Annotated in this window: 15 protein-coding genes; 3 read left to right on the plus strand and 12 right to left on the minus strand. The window is 71.7% G+C overall.

Translation table 11 applies throughout. From position 1 onward, the window contains the following. Nucleotides 1-43: 43 nt before the first annotated feature. Together C4U44_RS19950 and C4U44_RS19955 are read left to right on the plus strand one after the other, a co-directional pair. Nucleotides 44-1,252, plus strand: a complete 1,209-nt coding sequence (locus C4U44_RS19950) for an amidohydrolase (RefSeq protein WP_103887225.1) — start codon at nucleotides 44-46, stop codon at nucleotides 1,250-1,252. Between the two features lie 541 nt (nucleotides 1,253-1,793). After that, a complete protein-coding gene (locus C4U44_RS19955; protein ID WP_103887226.1) occupies nucleotides 1,794-3,122 on the plus strand; it encodes a cation:proton antiporter domain-containing protein in 1,329 nt (442 codons plus the stop codon). A gap of 73 nt (nucleotides 3,123-3,195) precedes the next feature. On the opposite strand, the gene C4U44_RS19960 is transcribed toward C4U44_RS19955, so the two are convergent. Then, nucleotides 3,196-3,459, minus strand: a complete 264-nt coding sequence (locus C4U44_RS19960) for a hypothetical protein (protein ID WP_103887227.1) — start codon at nucleotides 3,457-3,459, stop codon at nucleotides 3,196-3,198. A gap of 406 nt (nucleotides 3,460-3,865) precedes the next feature. Here C4U44_RS19960 and C4U44_RS19965 point away from each other — a divergent pair, with 406 nt between their 5' ends. After that, complete coding sequence (locus tag C4U44_RS19965) at nucleotides 3,866-6,538, plus strand: S8 family peptidase (protein WP_146088300.1); 2,673 nt, start codon at nucleotides 3,866-3,868, stop codon at nucleotides 6,536-6,538. A gap of 98 nt (nucleotides 6,539-6,636) precedes the next feature. Here C4U44_RS19965 and C4U44_RS19970 read toward each other — a convergent pair whose 3' ends face one another. The 11 genes from C4U44_RS19970 to C4U44_RS20020 form a co-directional block, all read right to left on the minus strand. After that, nucleotides 6,637-7,404 carry a phytanoyl-CoA dioxygenase family protein gene (locus tag C4U44_RS19970; RefSeq protein ID WP_103887229.1) on the minus strand — a complete coding sequence of 256 codons (768 nt, stop codon included), beginning with the start codon at nucleotides 7,402-7,404 and terminating at the stop codon, nucleotides 6,637-6,639. After that, entirely contained in the window at nucleotides 7,401-9,380 is a 1,980-nt protein-coding gene (locus C4U44_RS19975) for an MGH1-like glycoside hydrolase domain-containing protein (protein WP_103887230.1), read from the minus strand. Before C4U44_RS19975 ends, C4U44_RS19970 begins: the two co-directional genes overlap by 4 nt. Further along, entirely contained in the window at nucleotides 9,377-10,366 is a 990-nt protein-coding gene (locus C4U44_RS19980; RefSeq protein WP_103887231.1) for a Gfo/Idh/MocA family protein, read from the minus strand. The genes C4U44_RS19975 and C4U44_RS19980 overlap by 4 nt, the downstream gene beginning before the upstream one ends. Then, the gene (locus tag C4U44_RS19985) at nucleotides 10,363-11,334 is read right to left on the minus strand and encodes a Gfo/Idh/MocA family protein (protein ID WP_103887232.1); all 972 of its coding nucleotides are present in this window, start codon (nucleotides 11,332-11,334) and stop codon (nucleotides 10,363-10,365) included. Before C4U44_RS19985 ends, C4U44_RS19980 begins: the two co-directional genes overlap by 4 nt. Before the next feature lie 12 nt (nucleotides 11,335-11,346). After that, a complete protein-coding gene (locus C4U44_RS19990) occupies nucleotides 11,347-12,234 on the minus strand; it encodes a carbohydrate ABC transporter permease (protein ID WP_235032209.1) in 888 nt (295 codons plus the stop codon). A 15-nt stretch (nucleotides 12,235-12,249) separates the two neighbouring features. After that, nucleotides 12,250-13,257 carry a carbohydrate ABC transporter permease gene (locus C4U44_RS19995; protein WP_235032210.1) on the minus strand — a complete coding sequence of 336 codons (1,008 nt, stop codon included), beginning with the start codon at nucleotides 13,255-13,257 and terminating at the stop codon, nucleotides 12,250-12,252. 13 nt (nucleotides 13,258-13,270) lie between these two features. Continuing rightward, entirely contained in the window at nucleotides 13,271-14,731 is a 1,461-nt protein-coding gene (locus C4U44_RS20000) for an ABC transporter substrate-binding protein (protein WP_103887233.1), read from the minus strand. Nucleotides 14,732-14,914: 183 nt separating this feature from the next. After that, complete coding sequence (locus C4U44_RS20005) at nucleotides 14,915-15,946, minus strand: LacI family DNA-binding transcriptional regulator (RefSeq protein ID WP_103887234.1); 1,032 nt, start codon at nucleotides 15,944-15,946, stop codon at nucleotides 14,915-14,917. A gap of 179 nt (nucleotides 15,947-16,125) precedes the next feature. Then, entirely contained in the window at nucleotides 16,126-17,364 is a 1,239-nt protein-coding gene (locus C4U44_RS20010; protein WP_103887235.1) for a glycoside hydrolase family 5 protein, read from the minus strand. A 356-nt stretch (nucleotides 17,365-17,720) separates the two neighbouring features. Then, the gene (locus tag C4U44_RS20015) at nucleotides 17,721-18,713 is read right to left on the minus strand and encodes a LacI family DNA-binding transcriptional regulator (RefSeq protein WP_103887236.1); all 993 of its coding nucleotides are present in this window, start codon (nucleotides 18,711-18,713) and stop codon (nucleotides 17,721-17,723) included. Further along, nucleotides 18,710-20,035, minus strand: a complete 1,326-nt coding sequence (locus C4U44_RS20020) for a Gfo/Idh/MocA family protein (protein WP_103887237.1) — start codon at nucleotides 20,033-20,035, stop codon at nucleotides 18,710-18,712. The genes C4U44_RS20015 and C4U44_RS20020 overlap by 4 nt, the downstream gene beginning before the upstream one ends. Nucleotides 20,036-20,049: the final 14 nt, after the last annotated feature.

A 20,049-nucleotide genomic window follows, 5' to 3' on the forward strand; every position in this document is an offset into this window, starting at 1 on the left:
CTACCATCGACCCGTGTCCCGCCGACCGGACGGAAGGTAACCGATGATCTCCGTGCCACCCGACCTGCTGACCGAGCTGACCGACCTGTACCAGGACCTGCACCGCCACCCGGAGTTGTCCTTCGAGGAGCACCGCACGGCCGACCTGATCGCGACCCGGCTGCGCGCGCTCGGCTGCGAGACCGTCGAGGGGGTCGGCGGCACCGGCGTGGTCGGCGTCCTCGCCCGGGGCGACGGGCCGACCGTGCTGCTGCGCGCCGACATCGACGCGCTGCCGGTGACCGAGAAGACCGGCCTGCCGTACGCGTCCGTGCGCGACGGGGTGGCGCATGCCTGCGGCCACGACCTGCACACGACGTGGCTGCTCGGCGCGGCGAACGTGCTGGCCCGGCACCGCACCGGCTGGTCGGGCCGGCTGTTACTGGTCTTCCAGCCCGCCGAGGAGATCGGCCGCGGCGCCCGGGCGATGCTCGACGACGGCCTGTACGAGCGGTTCGGCACCCCCGCGGTCGCGTTCGGCCAGCACGTGGGCCCCGGACCGGCCGGCCGGATCGGCCACCGCAACGGTGTCACCATGGCCGCGGGCGACGCCATCCGGGTCCGGCTGCGGGGCAAGGGCGGCCACGGATCGCGGCCGGAGTCGACCGTCGACCCGGTGGTCCTGGCGGCGGCGACCGTGCTGCGCCTGCAGACCGTGGTGTCCCGTGAGGTCGCGGCCACCGATCCGCTGGTGCTGACCATCGGGTCGATGCACGCCGGCACCAAGGAGAACATCATCCCCGACGAGGCCGAACTGGGCCTGACCCTGCGCTCGTTCGAGCCCGCGGTCCGCGACCGGGCGCTGGCGGCGATCGAGCGGATCGTCCGCGGCGAGGCGGCGACCTCCGGGGCGCCGGAACCGGACGTCGACCTGCTGTACGGCTTTCCGGCGCTGGTCAACGACGAGGCGGCCGGCGAGGCCGTCCTGGCGGCGTTCACCGAGCACTTCGGCGCCGAACGGCTGGTCCCGGTGCCGCTGGTGCCCGCCAGCGAGGACTTCGGGCTGCTGACGGACGGTGGCCGCATACCGTCCGCGTACTGGTTCGTCCGCGGCAGCGATCCGGCGGCCTACGCGGCGGCGGAGGCAGCGGGCCGGATCGCTGCCGACATTCCCACCAACCACTCGCCCTCCTTCGCGCCGGTGCTCGACCCCACGCTGGCGACCGGCGTGCAGACGCTGGTGGCCGCGGCGCTGGCCTGGCTCGGCGGGTAGCGCCACCTCGCCTTGCCGGCAGGCCCGTTCGGCCCGAGCGGCGCCGACGGATCGGCGACCGGGTCGGCAGGGTTCGCGCCCGCGCGCGGGTACGGACGCGCACCCGCCTGCCCGCGGGCCCGGCCGCGCGTCCGCGTGCGGGCCTGCCCGGACGCGCGCGGGGCTCGCGCTTCCGCCCGTGCGGCCGGTTCCCCACCCCGGCGCGCTGCCGCACGGCGTTCCCCGGCCGTGCGCGGGGTAGGAAGCTCCGGTCCGGACCGCGCCGGTGGGCAACTCCCGCCGTACGCCACCGGATCCGGGCACCCGCACCTGGCGCACGTGCCCGGCCGCACCGCGTGGGCCACCGCCGCACCCGACCGGCGGGACGGCCCGCGCGGCCGGCAGCGCGCCGCAGCGAGCCCGCACGGTTCCCCGGCTCCACCGCACCGCACGTCACCCGCGCACCACGGACGGTCCGTCCGGTTCCTCGCCCTCGCGGCGGCGGGCCGTCCACGCCGTCGCTCCACGCCGAACGTCCCCGTTCCGAAAGGTGCTGTCCTTCATGAGAAGCCTCGCGTTGAAAAGCGTCGCGGCGCACGCGGACCTGCAGGTGGCCACGATGGTCGCGGGCATCGCCATCGTCCTGCTGACCGGGATCCTGCTCGGCTGGCTCGTCCGGCGGGTACGCCAGCCCGCGGTGATCGGCGAGATCCTCGCCGGTATCGCCCTCGGGCCCAGCCTGCTCGGCTTACTTCCGGGCGACCTGCCCCACAAGCTCTTCCCGGCCGACGTGCGCCCGCTGCTCTCCGCGGTCTCGCAGGTCGGCCTGCTGCTGTTCATGTTCATGGTGGGCTGGGAGTTCGAGAAGCGGATCATCCGTCCGCACCGGGGCATGGCGGCCGCGGTCTCGCTGAGCTCGGTCGCGCTGGCCTTCGGCCTGGGCGTCGCCGTCTCCACGCTGCTGTACCCGCACCACGACACCGTGGCGGGCCACCACATCTCGTTCCTGACGTTCTCCATGTTCATGGGTGCGGCGATGTCCGTGACGGCGTTCCCGGTGCTCGCGCGCATCCTCACCGACAACCGGCTCACCCACACGCGGGTCGGCACCCTGGCACTGGCGAGCGCCGCCGTGGACGACGTCCTGGCCTGGTGCATGCTGGCGTACGTCTCCGCGCTGGTCAGCTCCCGGGGCCCGAAGGACCTGCTCCAGGTGCTGGGCCTGAGCGCCGTGTACGTGGTGGCGATGTTCTTCCTGGTGCGCCCGGCCCTGGCCCGGCTGGTCGCCCATCTCGCCGGGCGCCAGCAGTGGCGGTACCTCGTGGTGACGCTCGCCGCCGGTACCTTCCTGTCGGGCTACCTGACCACCTGGATCGGCATCCACAGCATCTTCGGCGCCTTCCTGTTCGGCTTCATCATGCCGCGCGAGCCCGCGGCCCAGCTCGCCGAGCACCTGCGCAAGCCGCTGGACCACGTCAGCCTGGTGCTGCTGCCGGTGTTCTTCATCGTCACCGGCCTGGGCGTCGACATCAACGGCCTGCACCCCCGCCAGTACCTGGAGCTGGCCGCCATCCTGGCGGTCGCCTGCGGAGGCAAGCTGCTGGGGGCGATGGTGCCGGCCCGGCTGTCCGGCCTGCCCTGGCGGGAGTCCTGGACGCTGGGCCTGCTGATGAACACGCGTGGCCTGACCGAGCTGATCATCCTCAACGCGGCGGTGCAACTCGGCGTCCTGGACAGCCAGATGTTCACCATGATGGTGATCATGGCGCTGGTCACCACGGCGCTGGCCGGGCCACTGCTCCCCCGCGGCGAGGTCCTGGCGAGCTCCACCGTCGACCTCCGGGTGGACCGGACCGCCGCCCCGGTCTCGGGGGCGAGATCAGGTTCCTGACCGGTCCCGGTCGGTGCCGAGCCGGCCGAGGTTCCCGAGCCGGTCGCGGTTCCCGCGCCCCCGTCGGCGCCCGTCAGCCCTTGCAGGTGGGGTCGGCGAGCACGACGGGGGCGGCGTCGCGCGTGGTGACGAACGCCCGGAAACCGGGCGCGCCCGCCACGCACTTGGTGGCGATGTTGGCGAACTGGTCGGGGAAGTTGGTCACGTTGGCGGGGGTGTCGTCGCCTCGGTGGTTGGCCACGGGTGAATCCCCCGTGCCGCGCTTGTCGCTGGAGCAGCCCGCCAGCGCGGGGAGCGCGATGAGCGCCAGCAGTGCCGCGGCCAGGTATCTCGTCACGCGTCGCTTCATCCCGTCCTCGCATCCGGTCCGTTGGTGGTGGGTGCAAGCAACGACACCCGCGCAGGTGCGCGCGGTTCCCGAGGTCGCCACGGCGGCTCGCGCCGACCCCTCGCCGAACCCGGACCCGTGACCTCTCCCGCGCCCGAACCCGTGGCCCGGCCCGCGCCCGAACAGCGTTGCCGCCAGGGCGGGTTGACGAGGCGATTTCTCTCGCACACCTTTCCCGCAGCACGGGACCGCAAGTGAAGTTGGCGTGTACTCTACAAGCGTTTTTTCCTTCGGATCTTCACGTGGGAGTCGTCATCACCGACCTACGCCCTTCCCATGCCCTACGGGCCCGCACCCCGGTGGCGGCGGCCACCGGGACCGTCGCGGGAACCCACCCGGACGAAAGCAGGGTTCAGTGAACCGAACTCGACTGGCAACTCTGGCAACGGCGTTCACCGCGGGCATATCGCTCGCCTTCATGGGGACCGGCGGCGCCTCCGCCGCGCCGGTCACGTCCGCTCCCCTGGCCCCCGCGGTGTACGGGGCCGACGCGGGCGGCGCGGTCATCGTGGTCCTGGCCGACCAGCACACCGGCCTCGCCCTCAAGGCCCAGGGCACCGCCCGCACATCGGCCACCCGTTCCGACCAGCGCTCGATCGTCTCCGCCATCAAGGCGGGCGGCGGCACCGACATCCGGCAGCTCGTCAGCGTCAACGCCGTCGCGGCGCACCTGTCCGCCGCGGAGGTCGAGCGGCTGCGCGCCGACCCGGCGGTGGCGAAGATCCTCCCGGACGCGACGATCACCGTCGATCCCGCGTCGAGCGTGCCGAAGGCGAAGCCGGCCAAGCTGAACCCGGCGCTGTGCCCGGCCGATCCGGCCAAGCCGTTCACCGAGCCCGAGGCGCTGTCCGACGTGCGCGCGTCCTCCGACGACCCGAAGGCCGGCGCCGAGGGCAACGACATCGCCACCGGCCAGGGCGTGATCGTCGCCAACGAGGGCATCAACGACCTCGCGGGCAACCCGAACTTCATCCGCAAGGACGGCACGCCGGTCGTGCTGGACGCCCCCGACCCGACCGCCGACGACAGCGACGGCGAGTTCTACGGTGACGCCTCGTCGATCGCCGGCCAGGGCACCGTCGTCTACGACTACTCCAAGGAACTGCCGTACTCCGGGCTGCCGTCGGGCTGCACCTTCACCATCAAGGGTGTCGCGCCGGACGCCTCGCTCGTCGACAGCTCGGTGATCGACACCCCGCCCAGCGGTACCGGTGGCGCCGTCACGCAGTCCGAGTCCGAGGTCGTCGCCGGTATCGACAACGCTGTCGTGACCGAGCACGCCGACATCATCTCCGAGTCCTACGGCTTCACCCCGCAGCCGGGCCGGTACGCCGTCTTCTACGCGGCGAACGACGCGGCGATCGCGGCGGGCGTGACCGTGGTGGTGTCCTCCGGTGACAGCGGCGACTCCGGCACCGTGTCCTCGCCGGCCACCGACCCGCTGGCCATCGCCGTCGGCGCGACCAACACGCTGCGGCTGAGCGCCCAGGCGACCGGCTACACCCGCTGGACCAACGACGACATCACCCCGCTGTCGTCGGGCGGCACCGCGCCGAACAACCGCGTCGTGGACCTGGTCGCCCCGGGATACGGCGGTGAGGCGGCCTGCAACCCCAACGGCAGCGACTGCCCGGAGAACACGCAGACCGAGGCGTTCGGCGGCACCAGCCAGTCGTGCCCGCTCGTCGCCGGCGCCGCCGCCGACGTGATCCAGGCCTACGCCGACTCCCACGCCGGGGCCAAGCCGACCCCCGCCCTGGTCAAGGAGATCCTGACCAGCACGGCGACCGACGTCGGCGCGCCCGCCGACCAGCAGGGCTCCGGTCTGCTGAACGTCGCCGCCGCGGTCAGGGCCGCCCAGCAGGAGCCCGGCACGACCGTGTCCACTCACGGCAAGGGCGCGCCGGCCGACGCCGCCGACCTGCTCGTCACCTCGCCGACGCAGCTCGACGTCACCGCCCCGGCGGGCACGAGCACCCAGGCCGTCACGCTGTTCAACACCAGCCGCAAGGACACCGAGGTCAGCGCCGACTACCGGTCGCTGGGGCGGACCACGCAGATCGGCCGGACCGTCACCGAACCGGTCAGCGCGCCGGACCCGAGCCTGCCGGTGCCCGCCGAGGGGGCCACGGCCGCCGCGCCCGTCACGTTCGACGTGCCCAAGGGACTGGACCGGCTCAACGCCGACCTGCGCATCCCGGACCCGGCGAACTCCACCATCCTGTCCTTCACCCTGATCGACCCCAAGGGCAGCCTCACCCAGATCTCCTACGACTACGGCACGCCGCCCACCAGGGCGGGGCGCCTCGGCACGGTGTCCGACATCCAGCACGTCGAGGTCACCGCGCCGGTGGCGGGCCGCTGGACCGCGCGGGTGCTGTGGGCGAACGGCCGCGCCCACCTCCAGGAGCCGCCGAACGTCCCCGGCACCTACACCGGCGACGTCTCCTTCCGCGTCACGGGCCAGCACTACGTGACCGCCCCGGCGGTGCACCAGGTGCGGATCAAGGCCCACTCCAGTGCCACCGTGCCGCTGCGGGTGTCCATGCCCGCGGCGCCCGGCGACCACCCGGAGTCCGTCCAGTTCGTCGCGGGCAACGGCGCCCGCACGTCCGTGCCGGTCGCCCGCAGGACGCTCATCCCCTCGCGGGGAGGCGCGTTCGACACCACGATCACCAGCAGCGTCGGGCGGCAGGTCGGCCAGATCAGCACCTACGGCCTGGACGTGCCCGCGGGCAAGCAGTCGCTGAACGTCGCCTTCACGACGCCCGACGCCAGTGCCGACAACCCGATGACGTTCTGGCTGATCGGCCCGGACGGCACGGTCGTGCAGAAGGTGGCGGCAGCGCCGGTCACCGACGCGTCGGGCCGCACGACCGCCGCGGCGAACCTGGTCGCGACCGCTCCGGCCGCGGGCCGCTGGGAGATCGACGTGGAGCTCAACCTGACGACCAGCGGGAAGGAGTTCACGCAGCTGGTGCACGGCGTGGCCGGCTACGACCAGCCGGCTGCGGCCACGGCCGGCTGACCGCCGGCACGATACAAAACGCCGGTGTCCGGGAGGCAGGGTTCTCCCGGACACCGGCGCCGGTGCGTGGTCCGGGGCCGCCCGCCCCCGGACCACGGTCAGGCCGGCGACGGCCCCGCGGAGCTGAAGGCGTAGTGCCGCGCCGGGTCGAACTCGGGCCAGGGCTGGTAGGTGTTCACGCCGGGTTCGCCGCGCAGGTGGAACGCGCTGGGATAGGGCTGCTCGTCGGCGGTGATGCGGGTCGAGGTCGGGATGTAGCGGATGGTCAGGCCACAGCGCCGGCGCGCTGAGGTGTTGGCGTTGCTGCCGTGCACGATGTTCGGATGGTGCACTTCGACGTCGCCCGGCGCCAGCACCATGTCGACGGCCGCCGACTCGTCGACGTCGACCGCGATCTCCTCGCCGAGCACGTTGTCCACCGCGGTGTTCTCGCGCATCGCCGCGATGCCGCCGCGATGGCTGCCGGGGACCAGTCGCACGCAGCCGTTCTCCGGGGTCGAGTGGTCGACCGCCAGCCACAAGGTGACCACCCGCATGGGTTCCAACGGCCAGAACGCCGCGTCCTGGTGCCACAGCACGGGCTGCCCCGAGTACGGCGGCTTGCTGATGTAGTGGGAAGCGAACAGGGCGATGTCCGGGCCGACGAAGGTCTCGGCGATGTCCAGCAGCCGGTCGTCCGAGATCAGCCGCAGCCAGAACGGGTCGTCGCGCAGGAGTGTGTGGCCCAGTTGTTCGGGCCGCAGGTCCGGGTGGCGGCGTTGCAGCCACTCGACGTGTCCGGCCGTCTCCCGCATCAGGTCCGGGTCCACGACCTCGCGGAAGACGGCGTAGCCCTCGTGCTCGAAGCGGTCGAGAAGGTCGGTCATGTCGGCTCTCCCAGGAGGCGAAGCGGAGCGGGCGCCCCGGCGCTGATGACTCGGCCGTCCACCGACACCTCGCAGTGCCCGGCGGAGCGTCGCACGTCGATCTCGTGGCCGCGGTAGTACAGCCCGCGCAGTTCCAGCCCGCCGGGCAGCCAGTCCGGAGGGTCGAGGTCGAGGGTGCCGTCGACCCGCGGCCGTAGCCCGGCCATGCCGAGCAGGACCGCCTCGGCGCCGGTCAGCCCGGCGATCACGTTGGCACGCCGGCCGCGGGGCTGTGCGGCGGGGCGGTCGCAGTAGTGGTCCTGCGGGAAGTACGGGAAGTGTTCTCCCATCCACAGCACCCGTCGCAGCACGTCCCAGGCGGATCGGGGCCTGGCCTGCTCCCACAGGGTCAGTGCCAGCTGCGGTGCCTCGCCGGTGTAGGCGCCACCGCCGGACCAGTCGACGTCTCCGAGCTCGTAGTGCAGGCGGTCCTCGGCGGAGACGCTGCTGATGCCGTAGCGGCCGAGGAAGGCGCCGTCGCGCAGGTGCGCCAGCAGCGCCGTGCTCATCGACGGGGTGCAGGCACCGGCCCGCATGGCGTCGAACGCCTGGACGGAATAGGCGAGTTCGGTGTGGCCGTCGGGGTAGCGGCTGCGGAACCAACCCGCCTCCGGGTCCCACAGCTCCTGCGCCACTGCCTGGCGGATGCGCTGGGCCTGGGCCCGCAGCGGGGCCGCCCGCACCGGGGCGTCGTACTCCTCGGCGAGTTCCGCCAGCAGGTCCAGGCTCCAGGCCCGTTCGGCGTTGGGGCTGGCCACCACGTGCTCCCAGCCCGTGGAGCGCATCTCCAGCAGGTTCTGCTGGCCGCCGTAGTCTCGCAGTTCCCCCACGGCCGGGAAGCGCTGGGCGAGATGCGCCTCCGTGTCGTGCAGCCGCGCCACCAGGTCCGGGGTGATCCCGTCATGGCAGGCGGCGGCGTGCGCGAGCATCACCAGTGACCAGCCGCTGTAGGCGTACGCGACGCCGATGCCGCTGCCGTCGGGCGCGATGGCGTAATGGTCCGTCAGGTCGCCCTTGACCATGACTTCCAGGACGTCGGCGGTGCGGCGGCCGAGGAGCAGGGCGAGGGTGTGCGGGGCGTAACCGCCGGTGTCCCAGGCGTACGCGCACAGGGCGCCGCCGTCGATGCCGGAGGTGGCGGGGAAGGGAACGGTGGCGAAGGCCGGGTTGTCCCACAGGCAGACCAGGCCGCTGGCGAGCGAGCGCCGGTAGTACGTGTCGAGTCCCGGCACCTCCGTGGTGAGCCGCGGCACCCGTGCCAGGGCCTCCGCGGTCCGCCGTCCGATCCGGGCGCGGGACTCCCGCGCCCACGCGCCCGGGAATCCCGCCGGATTGCTGCCGTCGAGCAGCACCGCCAGTTCGAAGACGGCCTCGTCCGCGGGCGCGAGTGCCGTCTCCAGCGGCCCGTGCCGCAGGGCGGGCCGCTGGTGCGCGGCCGCCTCGGGCTCCGGCGGCATCCAGCCCCAGTCGGTCAGCGGTAGCTCGCCGACCGGACCGGTTGCCAGCTCGGGCAGCAGGCGCAGCGTCAGATCCCGTTGGGAACGGTTGCGCACGGCGACCCGCAGCACGTACCCGGGGTGTCCGTGCAGCGGTGTCAGCTCCGAGGTGACCAGCAGTGACGTCAGCTGTCCGTCGTGCCGGCGATGGTAGGTGCCGCGCCGCTCGATCCCGTCCAGCCGCCAGGTGCCGCCGGCGGGCAGCAGCTCGGTGACTTGCATGCCGCGGGCGCCGGTGTCGCTGACGCGGAGGCCGTCGGCCTCCAGCACGACGGCCAGCCGGGCCCGGGGCGCGGCATGGGGCGGGGCGTAGCAGGCACCCACCCCGCAGACGGTGCCCGGGATCGCGGCCACCGTGGACCAGCCGCTCGCGGTCCACAACGACTCGGCGACGCCGCGCCGCGGATCGAAGTCGAAGTCGCCGGTCGCGTACCCCGTCACAGACCGATCTCCCGTTGCTCCTGCGCCGACCGGTAGGCCGCGAGAATCACCTTGAGCACGTCCGTGCCCTCCTCGTGGGTGTGCACCGGCCGCGCGCGGTCCCGTACCCGGGCGACGAAGTCGGCGCAGACAGCCGGGACAGAGTCGACGGCGGGGAACTGCTCCCTGGTGGGTTCCTGACCGCGCGGCTTGTGCCACAGCGTGGTGCCGTCGCTCCACAGGCTGCCGCGCTCGCCGACCACCGAGAACTTCTCGGTGAACGGGGCCGCTTCGTAGGCCCAGCTGGTGACCACCTCGCCGACCGCGCCGTCGGAGAAGCGCACGAGCACCCGGGCGGAGTCCTCGCCTTCCATGAACGCCAGCCGGTGGGTGCTGAGCATCGCGGTCACCGCGGCGGGGCGGGCCGAGGCCAGGTACAGCAGCAGGTAGGTGGGGTGGTAGCCGGTGTCGATCAGCTCGCCGCCGCCGCTGGTGGCCGCGTGCGCGCGCCAGCCCATGGTGGCGGGGTCGAAGTCGTTGAAGAAGCTGTCGGTGGTGCGCAGTTCGTAGACCTGCCCCAGCACCCCGGAGTCGATGATCGCGCGGGCACGGGCGACCGCGGGCAGCGTGAGCTGGTTGTGGGCGCACATCAGGGTGACTCCGGCCGAGGCGACGGCCCCGGCGATCCGGTCGGTGTCCGGAAGCGTCAGGCACAGCGGTTTCTCGCACAGGATGTGCCTGCCCGCCTCGGCGGCGGCGATGATCGCCTCGGCGTGCAGGTGGTGGGGCAGGCAGATGTCGACGGCGTCGACGTCCGCCTCGTCGAGCATCCGCCGGTAGGAGGCGAACGCCCGGGCGCCGCCGGCCTGCTCCGCGCGTTCGGCGGCGGTGATCGGGTCGATGTCGGCGACGGCGGTGACGGCGCCCTGGTCCGGGACGGCCAGGTAGCCGCGCAGATGGGCGCGGGAGATGTTCCCGCAGCCGATGAGGCCGATGGAGAGGGTCATAGGTGGTGTCCTTCCTCCCGGCTGCTGCGGATGGCGGCGGCCATGAGGCGGGTCAGGTCGAGCCCGAGGGCGAGGTTCTCCTCGTCACGGGTGCCGTCGGCGACATGGCGTACGAACAGGTCGAAGGGTGTGCCGGTACGCGGCGGCAGGGGCAGTTCACGCCAGTCGCCGCCGGTGTTCAGCAGCAGCTTCGGCTCGGGGGTGCCGTACACCAGTGATCCTTCGGTGCCGTGCACTTCGAGGGAGAACGGCGAGGCGGGCGCGGTGAAGGAGGCCTCCACCACACCGAGGGCGCCGTCCGCGCAGCGCAGGACGGCGACCGCGTTGTCCTCGACGGCGTGCTCGGTCACGTGCCCGAAGGACGCGGTCACGGTCTCCGGCATGCGGCCGAGGAACAGCCGGGTCAGGTACATGGGGTGGCAGCCGAGGTCGATGAGAGCGCCGCCCGCGGCGGCCGCGGGGTCGTAGAAGTGCTCGGGCAGCCAGCCCGCGCCGACCGAACCGCCGTGGGCGAGGCGGGCGCGGACCAGGGTGAGCCGGCCGAGCACGCCGTCGGCCAGCACCTTGCGGATGGCGGTCGTGTAGCCCTCGTACAGCCTGGGCAGCGAGAGCATCAGGGCGACGGCGGAGGCGTCCGCGGCTGCGGTGATCTCCGCGCACTCGGCCGGGGTCGGGGCGAGGACCTTCTCGGTGAAGACGTGCTTGCCCGCTGCCGCTGCGGCCGTGATGACCTCGCGGTGGGAGGCGGTCGGGCAGGTGACGACGACCGCGTCGACGTCGTCGCTGGCGAGCAGGCCGCCGAGGTCGGGGTGGAAGCGGGCGCCGAGGTCGTCGGCCCAGCGCTTCCCGCGGGCGCCGTCTTCGTCCCAGACGGCGGTGATCTCGGTGCCCGGGTGCTCGGACGCCTGGCGGGCGTAGTCGCGCGCGTGCACGTGCCAGAAGCTGAGGAGGGCGAGGCGCAGGGACACGGAGGCTCCTTTCTAGCCTTTGACGGCGCCGGCCAGTCCGTTGACGAAGTACCGCTGCAGCAGCAGGAAGACCGCCACGATCGGCACGAGGGAGATCACCGAGCCGGCGCACAGGAACGTCCAGTCCGTGGAGTTCTGCCCGACGAAGGAGTACATCCCCACCGGCAGCGTGCGCAGTTCGGGCTTGGAGAGGGTGAACACGAGCGGGACGAAGAAGCTGTTCCAGGCGCTGATGCAGGTGAACAGGCCGACGGTGGCCAGCATCGGGCCGGACAGCGGCAGCATTACCCGCCAGAAGGTCTGGTGGAACCCAGCCCCGTCGACCTTGGCCGCGTCCTCGATCTCCCGGTCCATGGTGGAGAAGTAGCCCATGAACAGGAAGGTGGCGAAGACCAGGCTGCTGGAGGACTGCACGATGATCACCGCCCACAAGGTGTTGAGCAGGTGCAGTCCGCGCACGATGTCGAAGACCGGGATGATCGTGTAGCCGTGCGGCAGGAAGAGCGTCACCGAGATCAGCCCGATGCAGGCCTTGCGGCCAGGGAAGTCCGTACGGGCCAGCACGTAGCCGGCCATGGAGGTCGCGAGCAGGGTCAGGACGACCGAGCCGCCGGCCACCAGAACGGTGTTGACGAAGTAGGTGCCGAAGGACGCCCCCTTCCAGGCGCCGCTGTAGTTGGACAGGTGCACGCCGTCCGGGAAGGGGTTGAGGCCCCGGGAGAAGAAGCCGTCGGCGCTCTTGAACGAGCTGCCCAGGGTCCACAGGAACGGGAACAACCAGAGCAGGCCGCCGACCAGCAGGAGCAGGTGGATCAGGGACCGGCCCGCCGTGCGGCGCACGGCCGCCCGGCGGCGGGCGGGTGTCCGGTCGCGGCGGGAGCTGGAGACCAGGAGTGCCACGTGGCTGCCCCCTTTTCAGGCGCGCCCAGCGGCGCGGCGTTTGGCGAGGGACCGGAAGATGAGCACCTGCAGCACGGAGAAGCCGATGAGCAGCAGGCCGTAGAAGAAGGAGGCCGCGGAGGCCAGGCCGACGTTCGGTTCGGTGGCCGCGGCCTGGTTGCCGCCGAAGGCCAGGTGGTAAATGTAGGTGTTGACGACCTCGGTGCCGAAGTACGGCCCGCCGCCGGTGAGTACCTGCACCAGGTCGAAGACCTGGAACGAGCCGATGAACGCCAGGATGACGATCATCAGGCCGACCGGTCGCAGCAGCGGCACGGTGATGTTCACGAACGTCCGCACGTGGCCCGCACCGTCGATCTTCGCCGCCTCGTAGACTTCCTCCGGGATGGTCTGCAGTCCGGCGAGGAAGTACACGAGGTTGTATCCGAGGGTCTGCCAGATCCCGACGACGATGATGATGCCCAGCGCGATCCTCGGGTTGCCGAGCCAGTCGACCGGCCTGCCGATCAGGTGGGCGTCCAGCAGCCAGCCGTTCAGGGTGTCGCCGAAGTTGGAGAGCATCAACTGGACGACGACGCCGACCACGGCGGGCGAGGTGACCACCGGCAAGAAGAAAAGGGTGCGGTAGAACGCCGAGAAGCGCAGTTTCCGGTCGTTGAGCACGAGGGCGAGCACCAGCGCGATCGCCAGCTGGACCGGCACCACGACGATCGAGTACACGAAGGTGTGGCTGACGGCCCGCCAGAAGATCGAGTCGTGGGCGATCTGGCGGAAGTTGTCGAGACCGACGAAGTCCCCGGGCGAGCCGATGCCGTTCCAGCGGTAGAAGGTGTACGCCAGGGAGCCGAAGATCGGGTACACCACGAACAGCAGCAGGAGCACCATCAGCGGCGCGAGGTAGAGATAGCTGAGCCTGCCGGCCACGAGCCGGCGCCACCGGCCGTTCTTCGGCGGTGCCGCCCTGTGGGCCGCCCCGAGCCCGTCGGTCGGCGGCTTCGGGGTGGCGGTGTCGAGGAGTTGCACGGAATCCTCCGGGTCAGGCCGGCTTGTTCTGGTACGGCCGGGTGGGGTCCCAGTCCGTGAAGACCCAGTCGGACAGGCTGACCTTGGCGCCCTTGGCCCGGGCCTCCTTGACGCCGTCGGCCAGGGCCTTGTTGCGACGGTCCTCCAGGTCGGAGAGGGCCGCGCCCATGTCCTTGAGCTGTCCGGTGTAGAGGCCGGTGAGCACGTCGGGCAGGTCCGGGGTGACGGCCGGGACCACGACCTTGGACACGTCGGGGTTGCGGATCGCCGGTACCGGCCACGGCATCGCGTACTTGCGCAGGTCGACGAAGGCCCGGAACGCCTGGGAGTTGATCCTGGCCCGCTGGTTCGCCTCCGGGAAGATCGACAGGCCCTGGCCCGCCTCCACCCAGCGCTGTCCGGCGGCCGGGCCGTGCAGCCAGTCGAACCACTGCCAGGCGGCGTCGGAGACCTTCGAGTGCTGGGACAGGGCCCACACCCTGCCACCCGGCGGGTAGTAGAAGAACGCCTTCGGGGTCGCGGTCGGCGAGGGCAGCGTGGTCAGGCTGTAGTCGGTGAAGTGGTGCTGGGTCCAGGTCGTCTGGTTCCACACGCCGCCGACGATCATGCCGAACTTGCCCCGCTCGAAGAACGCCCGCGCCTGCTCGTCGCCTATGGACATGGACGAGGGGTAGATGTAGCCCTTCTTCTTCCACTCCAGCAGCAGTTCCAGGAAGTCGGCGTAGTTGCGGTCGGATCCGAAGGTCCACTTGCCGACCCGGTAGTCCAGGCCGTCCACGCCGTAGCCGGCCGGTGAGCCGGCGCCGCGGACGAACAGTTCCACCCACCACGGCAGCGAGACGTTCGGCACGTTGCCGAACCCCAGGCCGTAGGACCGGCCGCCGCTCTTGCTGGTGATCGCCTCCGCGGCCGCGGTGACGTCGTCCCAGGTTCTGGGGAGCCTGGCGGAGCCGTCCGGATTGGTGATGCCCGCCTGCTTGAACAGGCCGTTGTGGATGTACAGCTGCAACCAGGGCGCGTTGCCGCCGAACGGGGCGCTGTAGACCTTGTTCTCGACCATGTCGACGCCGTTGAAGAAGTTCCCCGCGGGGAACCTGCCGCGCCACTGCGGGGTGGCGAAGCCGTCCAGCGGGCGCAGCCAGCCGTCGGCGACCTGCTCCTCGAACTTCGGGCTCGACGGGATCATCAGCATGTCCGGTGCCTCGCCACCACGGAAGGCGAGGTTGATCAGGTCCGGGTACCGGTCGCTCACCTGGACCGTCCGCTTGATCCGGATCTTCGGGTGGGCCTTCTGGAACAGCTGGATCTCGTTCTTCAGCCACGGTTCCTGGCTGACGTACCAGTCCCAGTGCTTGATCGTCGTGGTGCCCGGAGGTGTCGAGGACGACGAGGAGCATCCGGACAGTGCGGTGGCGAGCGCGGTGCCGCCGGCGGCGGAGGCGGCCAGGAAGCCGCGTCTGCTGAGTGGGGACATGAGACCTTACGCTCCGATCGTGAGCAAGGTGTCGTCGAGGAGGGGACCGCCGATGCCGGGGGAGGCGTGCGGCGCCGGGTGGGCACGGCACCGCGACGCTCCGTGCCGCGGCTTCACCGGCGGGCGTCGAGGCGGTGCGGGGGGATGGGGTGGGGGTGGGGGTGTTCCGTGGGCGCAGGAGTGTCAGGCGTCTGCAGGGGCGGGACCGGTGCTGTCCCGCACGACCAGTTCGGTGGGAAGGACGAGGCGCTGGGGCGTCCCGTCGGAGTCGGGATGGTCGAGTGTGGCGAGGAGGATGTCCGCGGCCCGCTCGCTCATCCGGGCGAAGGGCTGGCGGACCGTGGTGAGGGCCGGACGGACATGGGCGGCGGCGTCGATGTCGTCGAAACCGACCACCGACACCTCCTGTGGGACCCGCACGCCGGCCTGCGCGAGCTCGTCCAGCACGGCGAAGGCGGCCGAGTCGTGGTAGGCGAACAGCGCCGTCGGGCGGCGCCCGGGCGGCAGTTCCAGCAGTTCGCGGGTACGGCTGCGCACCAGCGCCTCATCGAAGTCCGTCTCGACCTCAAGGGCGGGGTCGGGCGCCAGGCCGGCCTCCCGCAGGGCGTCCCGCACCCCGCGCAGGCGCTCCTGGACATACGCGTGGTTGAGCGGGCCGAGCATGCTGGCGATCCGGCGGTGGCCGAGTTCGATCAGGTGGCGGGCGGCCAGCAGGCCGCCGGTGTGGTTGTCGACTCCGACGGCGGGCAGGTCGCTTTCCGCGCCGAGCGTGTCGATCAGGACGACGACAAGACCGCTGCGGTGCAGGTCGACCAGTCGCTCCAGCTGCCGCTGGTCGTGGGCGACCACGAGCAGCCCGGCGCACAGGCCGGAGCTCAGAACCCGGTCGATGGCGCCACCGTAGTCGCGCTCGTTGGTGCTGGTGAACAGCACGATTTCGTACTTGGTGTCCTCGACGACCTTGGCCACGCCGTAGTTGATGTCCGCCATGAAGCGCCAGGTCAGGCCCGGCACAATCATGCCGATCAGGCCGGTGTTGCCCTTGGCGAGCGCGGTGGCCGCGAAGCTCGGCACGTAGTTGTTGCGGCGCATCACCGCGAGGACCCTGCGGCGCGTCTCCGGGTCCACCTTCGGGCTGTTGTTCAGCACCAGGGAAACCGTCGACTTCGACAGTCCTGACAATCTGGCGATATCACGAATGGTGAGTTTGGCCATGCCGTCCCCCTTTCGTTGGACTGGTCCAACGACGCGCTGTCAGGAATTTGTTGGACCAGTCCAACGCCGGAATGGGAACGTATCGTTGGACCAGTCCAACGTCAATGCATCGCGCAGAAACGGTCACATGAGGCGGTTCAGCGGCCGGCCGTGGTCGCGGTGCGTGGTGTGGGGTGCGGTCAGGTGTGCCACTGGGAGTACACGCCGAAACGGGCCTGGTTGAGCGTCCCGTCGCTGTTGAGTGCGCCCAGCCCCTGGGTGTCCCAGACGTACCACGTGATGCTGACGCCCTGCTGGGTGCCGGTGAAGGCCGGCCCGCCGCTCGCGCCTTCCTGGCCGTTGACGTACGACGTGAGGGTGTTCGCCCAGGCGGTGTCGTCGTCCGTGGTCATCGCCGCGCCGGCCTCGCCGATCCACACCGGCGCGATGTTCTGCGCCTCCAGGTATCCCCATACCGCGTTGTACCGGGCGACGGCCTCGGGGCCGCTGTCCGGGGTGGTGTGGCCAACCGAGTACGGGTACTCGTGCACCGAGTAGACGACCCGCTTCCGTCCGGCATTCGCGGTGGACAGCACGACCGGATGGGCGGCGACCTCGGTGAGATCGCCTTCGAAGGCTTTCACGCCCGCACCGCCGGCGAAGGAGCCGCCGTAGTTCTGCGGGCCCTCGCAGATCACCAGGACACCCGGATCGATGGTCTCGACGGCGTTGCCCACGGACGTGTACATCGCCTGGATATCGGTGACGCCGCCATCGCCCCACGTGCTCTCACCGGGGTACGCGAGCGGCTCGTTGTCGAGGTCGAAGCCAATGACCGTGGAATTGCCCTTGTAGCGGGTGGCGATCTCCTGCCAGTCGGCGAGGAAGGACGCCTGCGTGACGGTGCCGGGCGTGCCGCAGCCGTCGGTGCCGTCGGTGCCGGGCCCGCTGTCGTACCACAGCCCGTTGCCCTGCTGGGCCAGGCAGTTGCCGTTGCCGGCCGCGCCCTCGTCGTTGTGGTGGTTCATGATGACCTTGAGGAGTTGGCTGCCGGCCGCGGTGACCACCGCGTCGAGGCCGGCCAGGTAGGCGCCGGCGTTGGCGTCGTGCAGGCTGGCATCACTCCAGGCGAGGGTCACGGTGTTGAAACCGGCGGCGCGGATCGCCCGCATATTGGCGTCCAGCCCCGCGAGCGGGGTGTCCTGGTTGACGATCACGTTCTGGTCGAGGCGGGAGTTGCCGTGCAGGGCAGCTGCGTCGATGCGCACCGGCTTGCCCGTCGAGTCGATGATCTGGCTTCCGTTCGTGTCCAGGTAGCCGGTCGGCAGCAGCTGCGCGGCCGCGGCAGCCGGATGTGCCCCGGCCGCAAGGGGCCGGGCCTGGGCCTGGGTCGCGGTGCCGACCCCGGTGGCGGCGAGCAGGGCCGCGGTCGCGAACACGCAAACTTTCACTGTGCGTCTCACGGGACGTTCCTCCTTCTCGGTGCTGACGGATGATGACTGGGTGGTACGGGCCTTTCCGTCGGCTGCGCCTCGCAGGTGCGGTGGCGGGCACGCAGCGCAGGGGGGAGCACGGGGCGGCGGCGGTCGTCGCGACGGGCCGCGGGGCGTGCTCGGGCCACGGACATGCCGGGGCGGAACCCGTCCCGGGCAAGGCACGTCGGCGAGTGGCGGATGAGGGGCCGTCACCCTCAAGGGGCGGGACCGGGTATTTGGTGGGTCGGGGGCCGGTGCCGTGACCGGCGAGGTTCAGCGGTTCGCGGCGCCCGGCGGTCGCTGGGCGGAGTCGCTCGGGCTCACGGCCTGGCGCCGCCCGGCCGCCCGGTGGATCCTCGGACCACCAGGCTCGTGGGCAGCGCCGCGTGCCGGGGCTCGCCGTCCGGGTCCTCGATCCTCTGCAGCAGCAGGTCCACCCCGCGCACGCCCATCACGTCGAGAGGAATGTGCAGGGCGGTGAGGGCGGGGTGGATCGCCCGCGCCATGAACGTGTCGTCGACGGTCACCAGGCTGAAGTCGCTGGGCACGGACCGTCCTTGGCGGGCCAGGCCGCAGGCGACCCCGTGCGCGACCATCTCGTTGTGGGCGATGACCGCGGTCGCGCCGCTGGTGGGTACCAGGTCCGCGGCAGCGACACCGTTGTCGAAGGTGAGGTCGAACGGGCCGAGCTGCTCGACCAGTTCGATCCCGAACTCGTCGCACGCATCCTGCACCGGCTGCCGGTGCCCGGGTGTCCGGGCGGTGCGGGTGCCGTTGACGTACACGATCCGGGTGTGGCCGAGCGCCGCCAGATGCCGGGCCACGTGCCGCATCCCGGTGTCGAGTTGTGCGTAGGCGCTGTCCGTCTCCGGCAACCGGGCGCCGATCAGTGCCACCGGACCCGCCCGGGTCAGCTCCCCCACCATCCCGTCGGTCATCCGCGGGCCGGCGAGCAACAGGCCGTCGGTCTGACGGGCCATGATCCGCGCCAGCTCGAATCCGTCGGCCGGATCATCACCGGTGTCGGCCAGGAAGAGCGCGTGGTCCTTGGCCCGCGTCCGGCGCTGCACGGTCTTGACGATCTCCGCGTAGTACGGGTTCACGACGTCCGGCACCAGCAGGCCGAGCGTCCGGGTGCGGCCCCGGGCGAGCGAGCTGGCCGTCCGGTTGGGCGTGAAGTCCAGCCGCCGGGCGACTGCGAGCACCCGCTCCCGGGTGTCGGTACGTACGGTCCCCGGCAGACTGAAGACCCGCGAGACGGTGGATGCGGACACCCCCGCCTCGCGTGCCACGTCGGCCATGGTGGCGGTCACTTGACGCGCACCACGTCATCGATGTCGACCGCCTCGCCGCCGGTGAAGGCGGTGTTGGCGGCGAGCCCGACCGCCAGCGCGAGGGCGCCGTCCACGTGGCCGGCGATCGGCGCTCCCCCGGCGGCCTCGCCGGCCGCCTCGCCGTCGAAGAGTGCCCGCATCATCCGGGCGTCCCCGCCGCCGTGCCCGGCATGGTCGAACTCCGGGATCTCCACCTCGCGCGGTGGCTGCCACAGCGGCCGGACGAGGATGCGCGCACCGCCGGCGTTCTCCAGCGCGGTGTCCCCGTGGACGGCGCCCTTGGCGGAGGTGAGTCCGGCCCGCGGCCGCTGCCACGCGCTCTCCTCGACCTCCAGCTCCAGCCGGCCGCCGGTGCCGTTGAACATCACCCGGTAGCCCTCCCACGGGGAGTAGGCGGTGAGGTGGTACGACATGCTCGCGCCCGTCGCGTAACGGACCAGGACCGCCATGTCGTCCTCGATGGTGATGCCGTCGCCGAAGACGTTCCGGTCGCGGTGGTAGCCGTCCTCCCGCTCGGCCTCCAGGTACAGGGCGCGCAGGCCCTCGTTGTCCTCCAGGTGCAGCGCGAAGGGGTCGGCCGCGGCGGCGGGCGACCCGTGGGCACGGTCGTAGTCACGGCGGTAGCCGGTGCGCTCGCCGTTCGCACGGCCGTAGAAGCCGAGCCGGCCCAGGGCGAAGACCCGCTCGGGGCGGGCACCCAGCCACCAGTTGACGAGGTCGAAGTGATGGCCGGCCTTGTGCACCATGAGGCCCCCGCTGTTGGCCTTCTCCCGGTGCCAGCGGCGGAAGTAGTCGGCGCCGTGGCGCACGTCAAGCAGCCACTCGAAGTGCACGGACAGCACGTCGCCGATGGCGCCGCCGTGAAGTTCCCTGCGGACCAGCTCGTGCACGGGGTTGAAGCGGTAGTTGAAGGCCACCGACAGGTCGCCGGCGGTCTCCTCAACGGTGTCCAGGATGCGGCGGCAGCGCTCCGCGTCGGTGGTCATGGGTTTCTCGCTCACGACCCGGCAGCCTGCCCGCAGTGCGGGGACGGTGTAGACGTCGTGCAGCGCGTCGACGGTGGTGACGACGACGGTGTCGACCCGCTCGGAGCGGAGCAGGTCCGCGAAGTCCTCCGGGCCTCCGGTGCGTGCCGGCCGCCGCCCGGCGGCGGCCAGCAAGCGGTTGTGGTGGGCCATCCGCACCCGGTTGGGGTCGCAGAACGCGGCGACCTCGATGTGCTCGCGGCGGGCGAGCCCCTCGGTGAACAGCTGTGCGCGACTTCCGGTGCCGACGATGGCGACACGTGCCTTGGTGGTCATCGCTCACTCCCTTC

It is taken from the genome of Actinacidiphila yanglinensis (assembly GCF_900107965.1).
Taxonomy (GTDB): domain Bacteria; phylum Actinomycetota; class Actinomycetes; order Streptomycetales; family Streptomycetaceae; genus Actinacidiphila; species Actinacidiphila yanglinensis.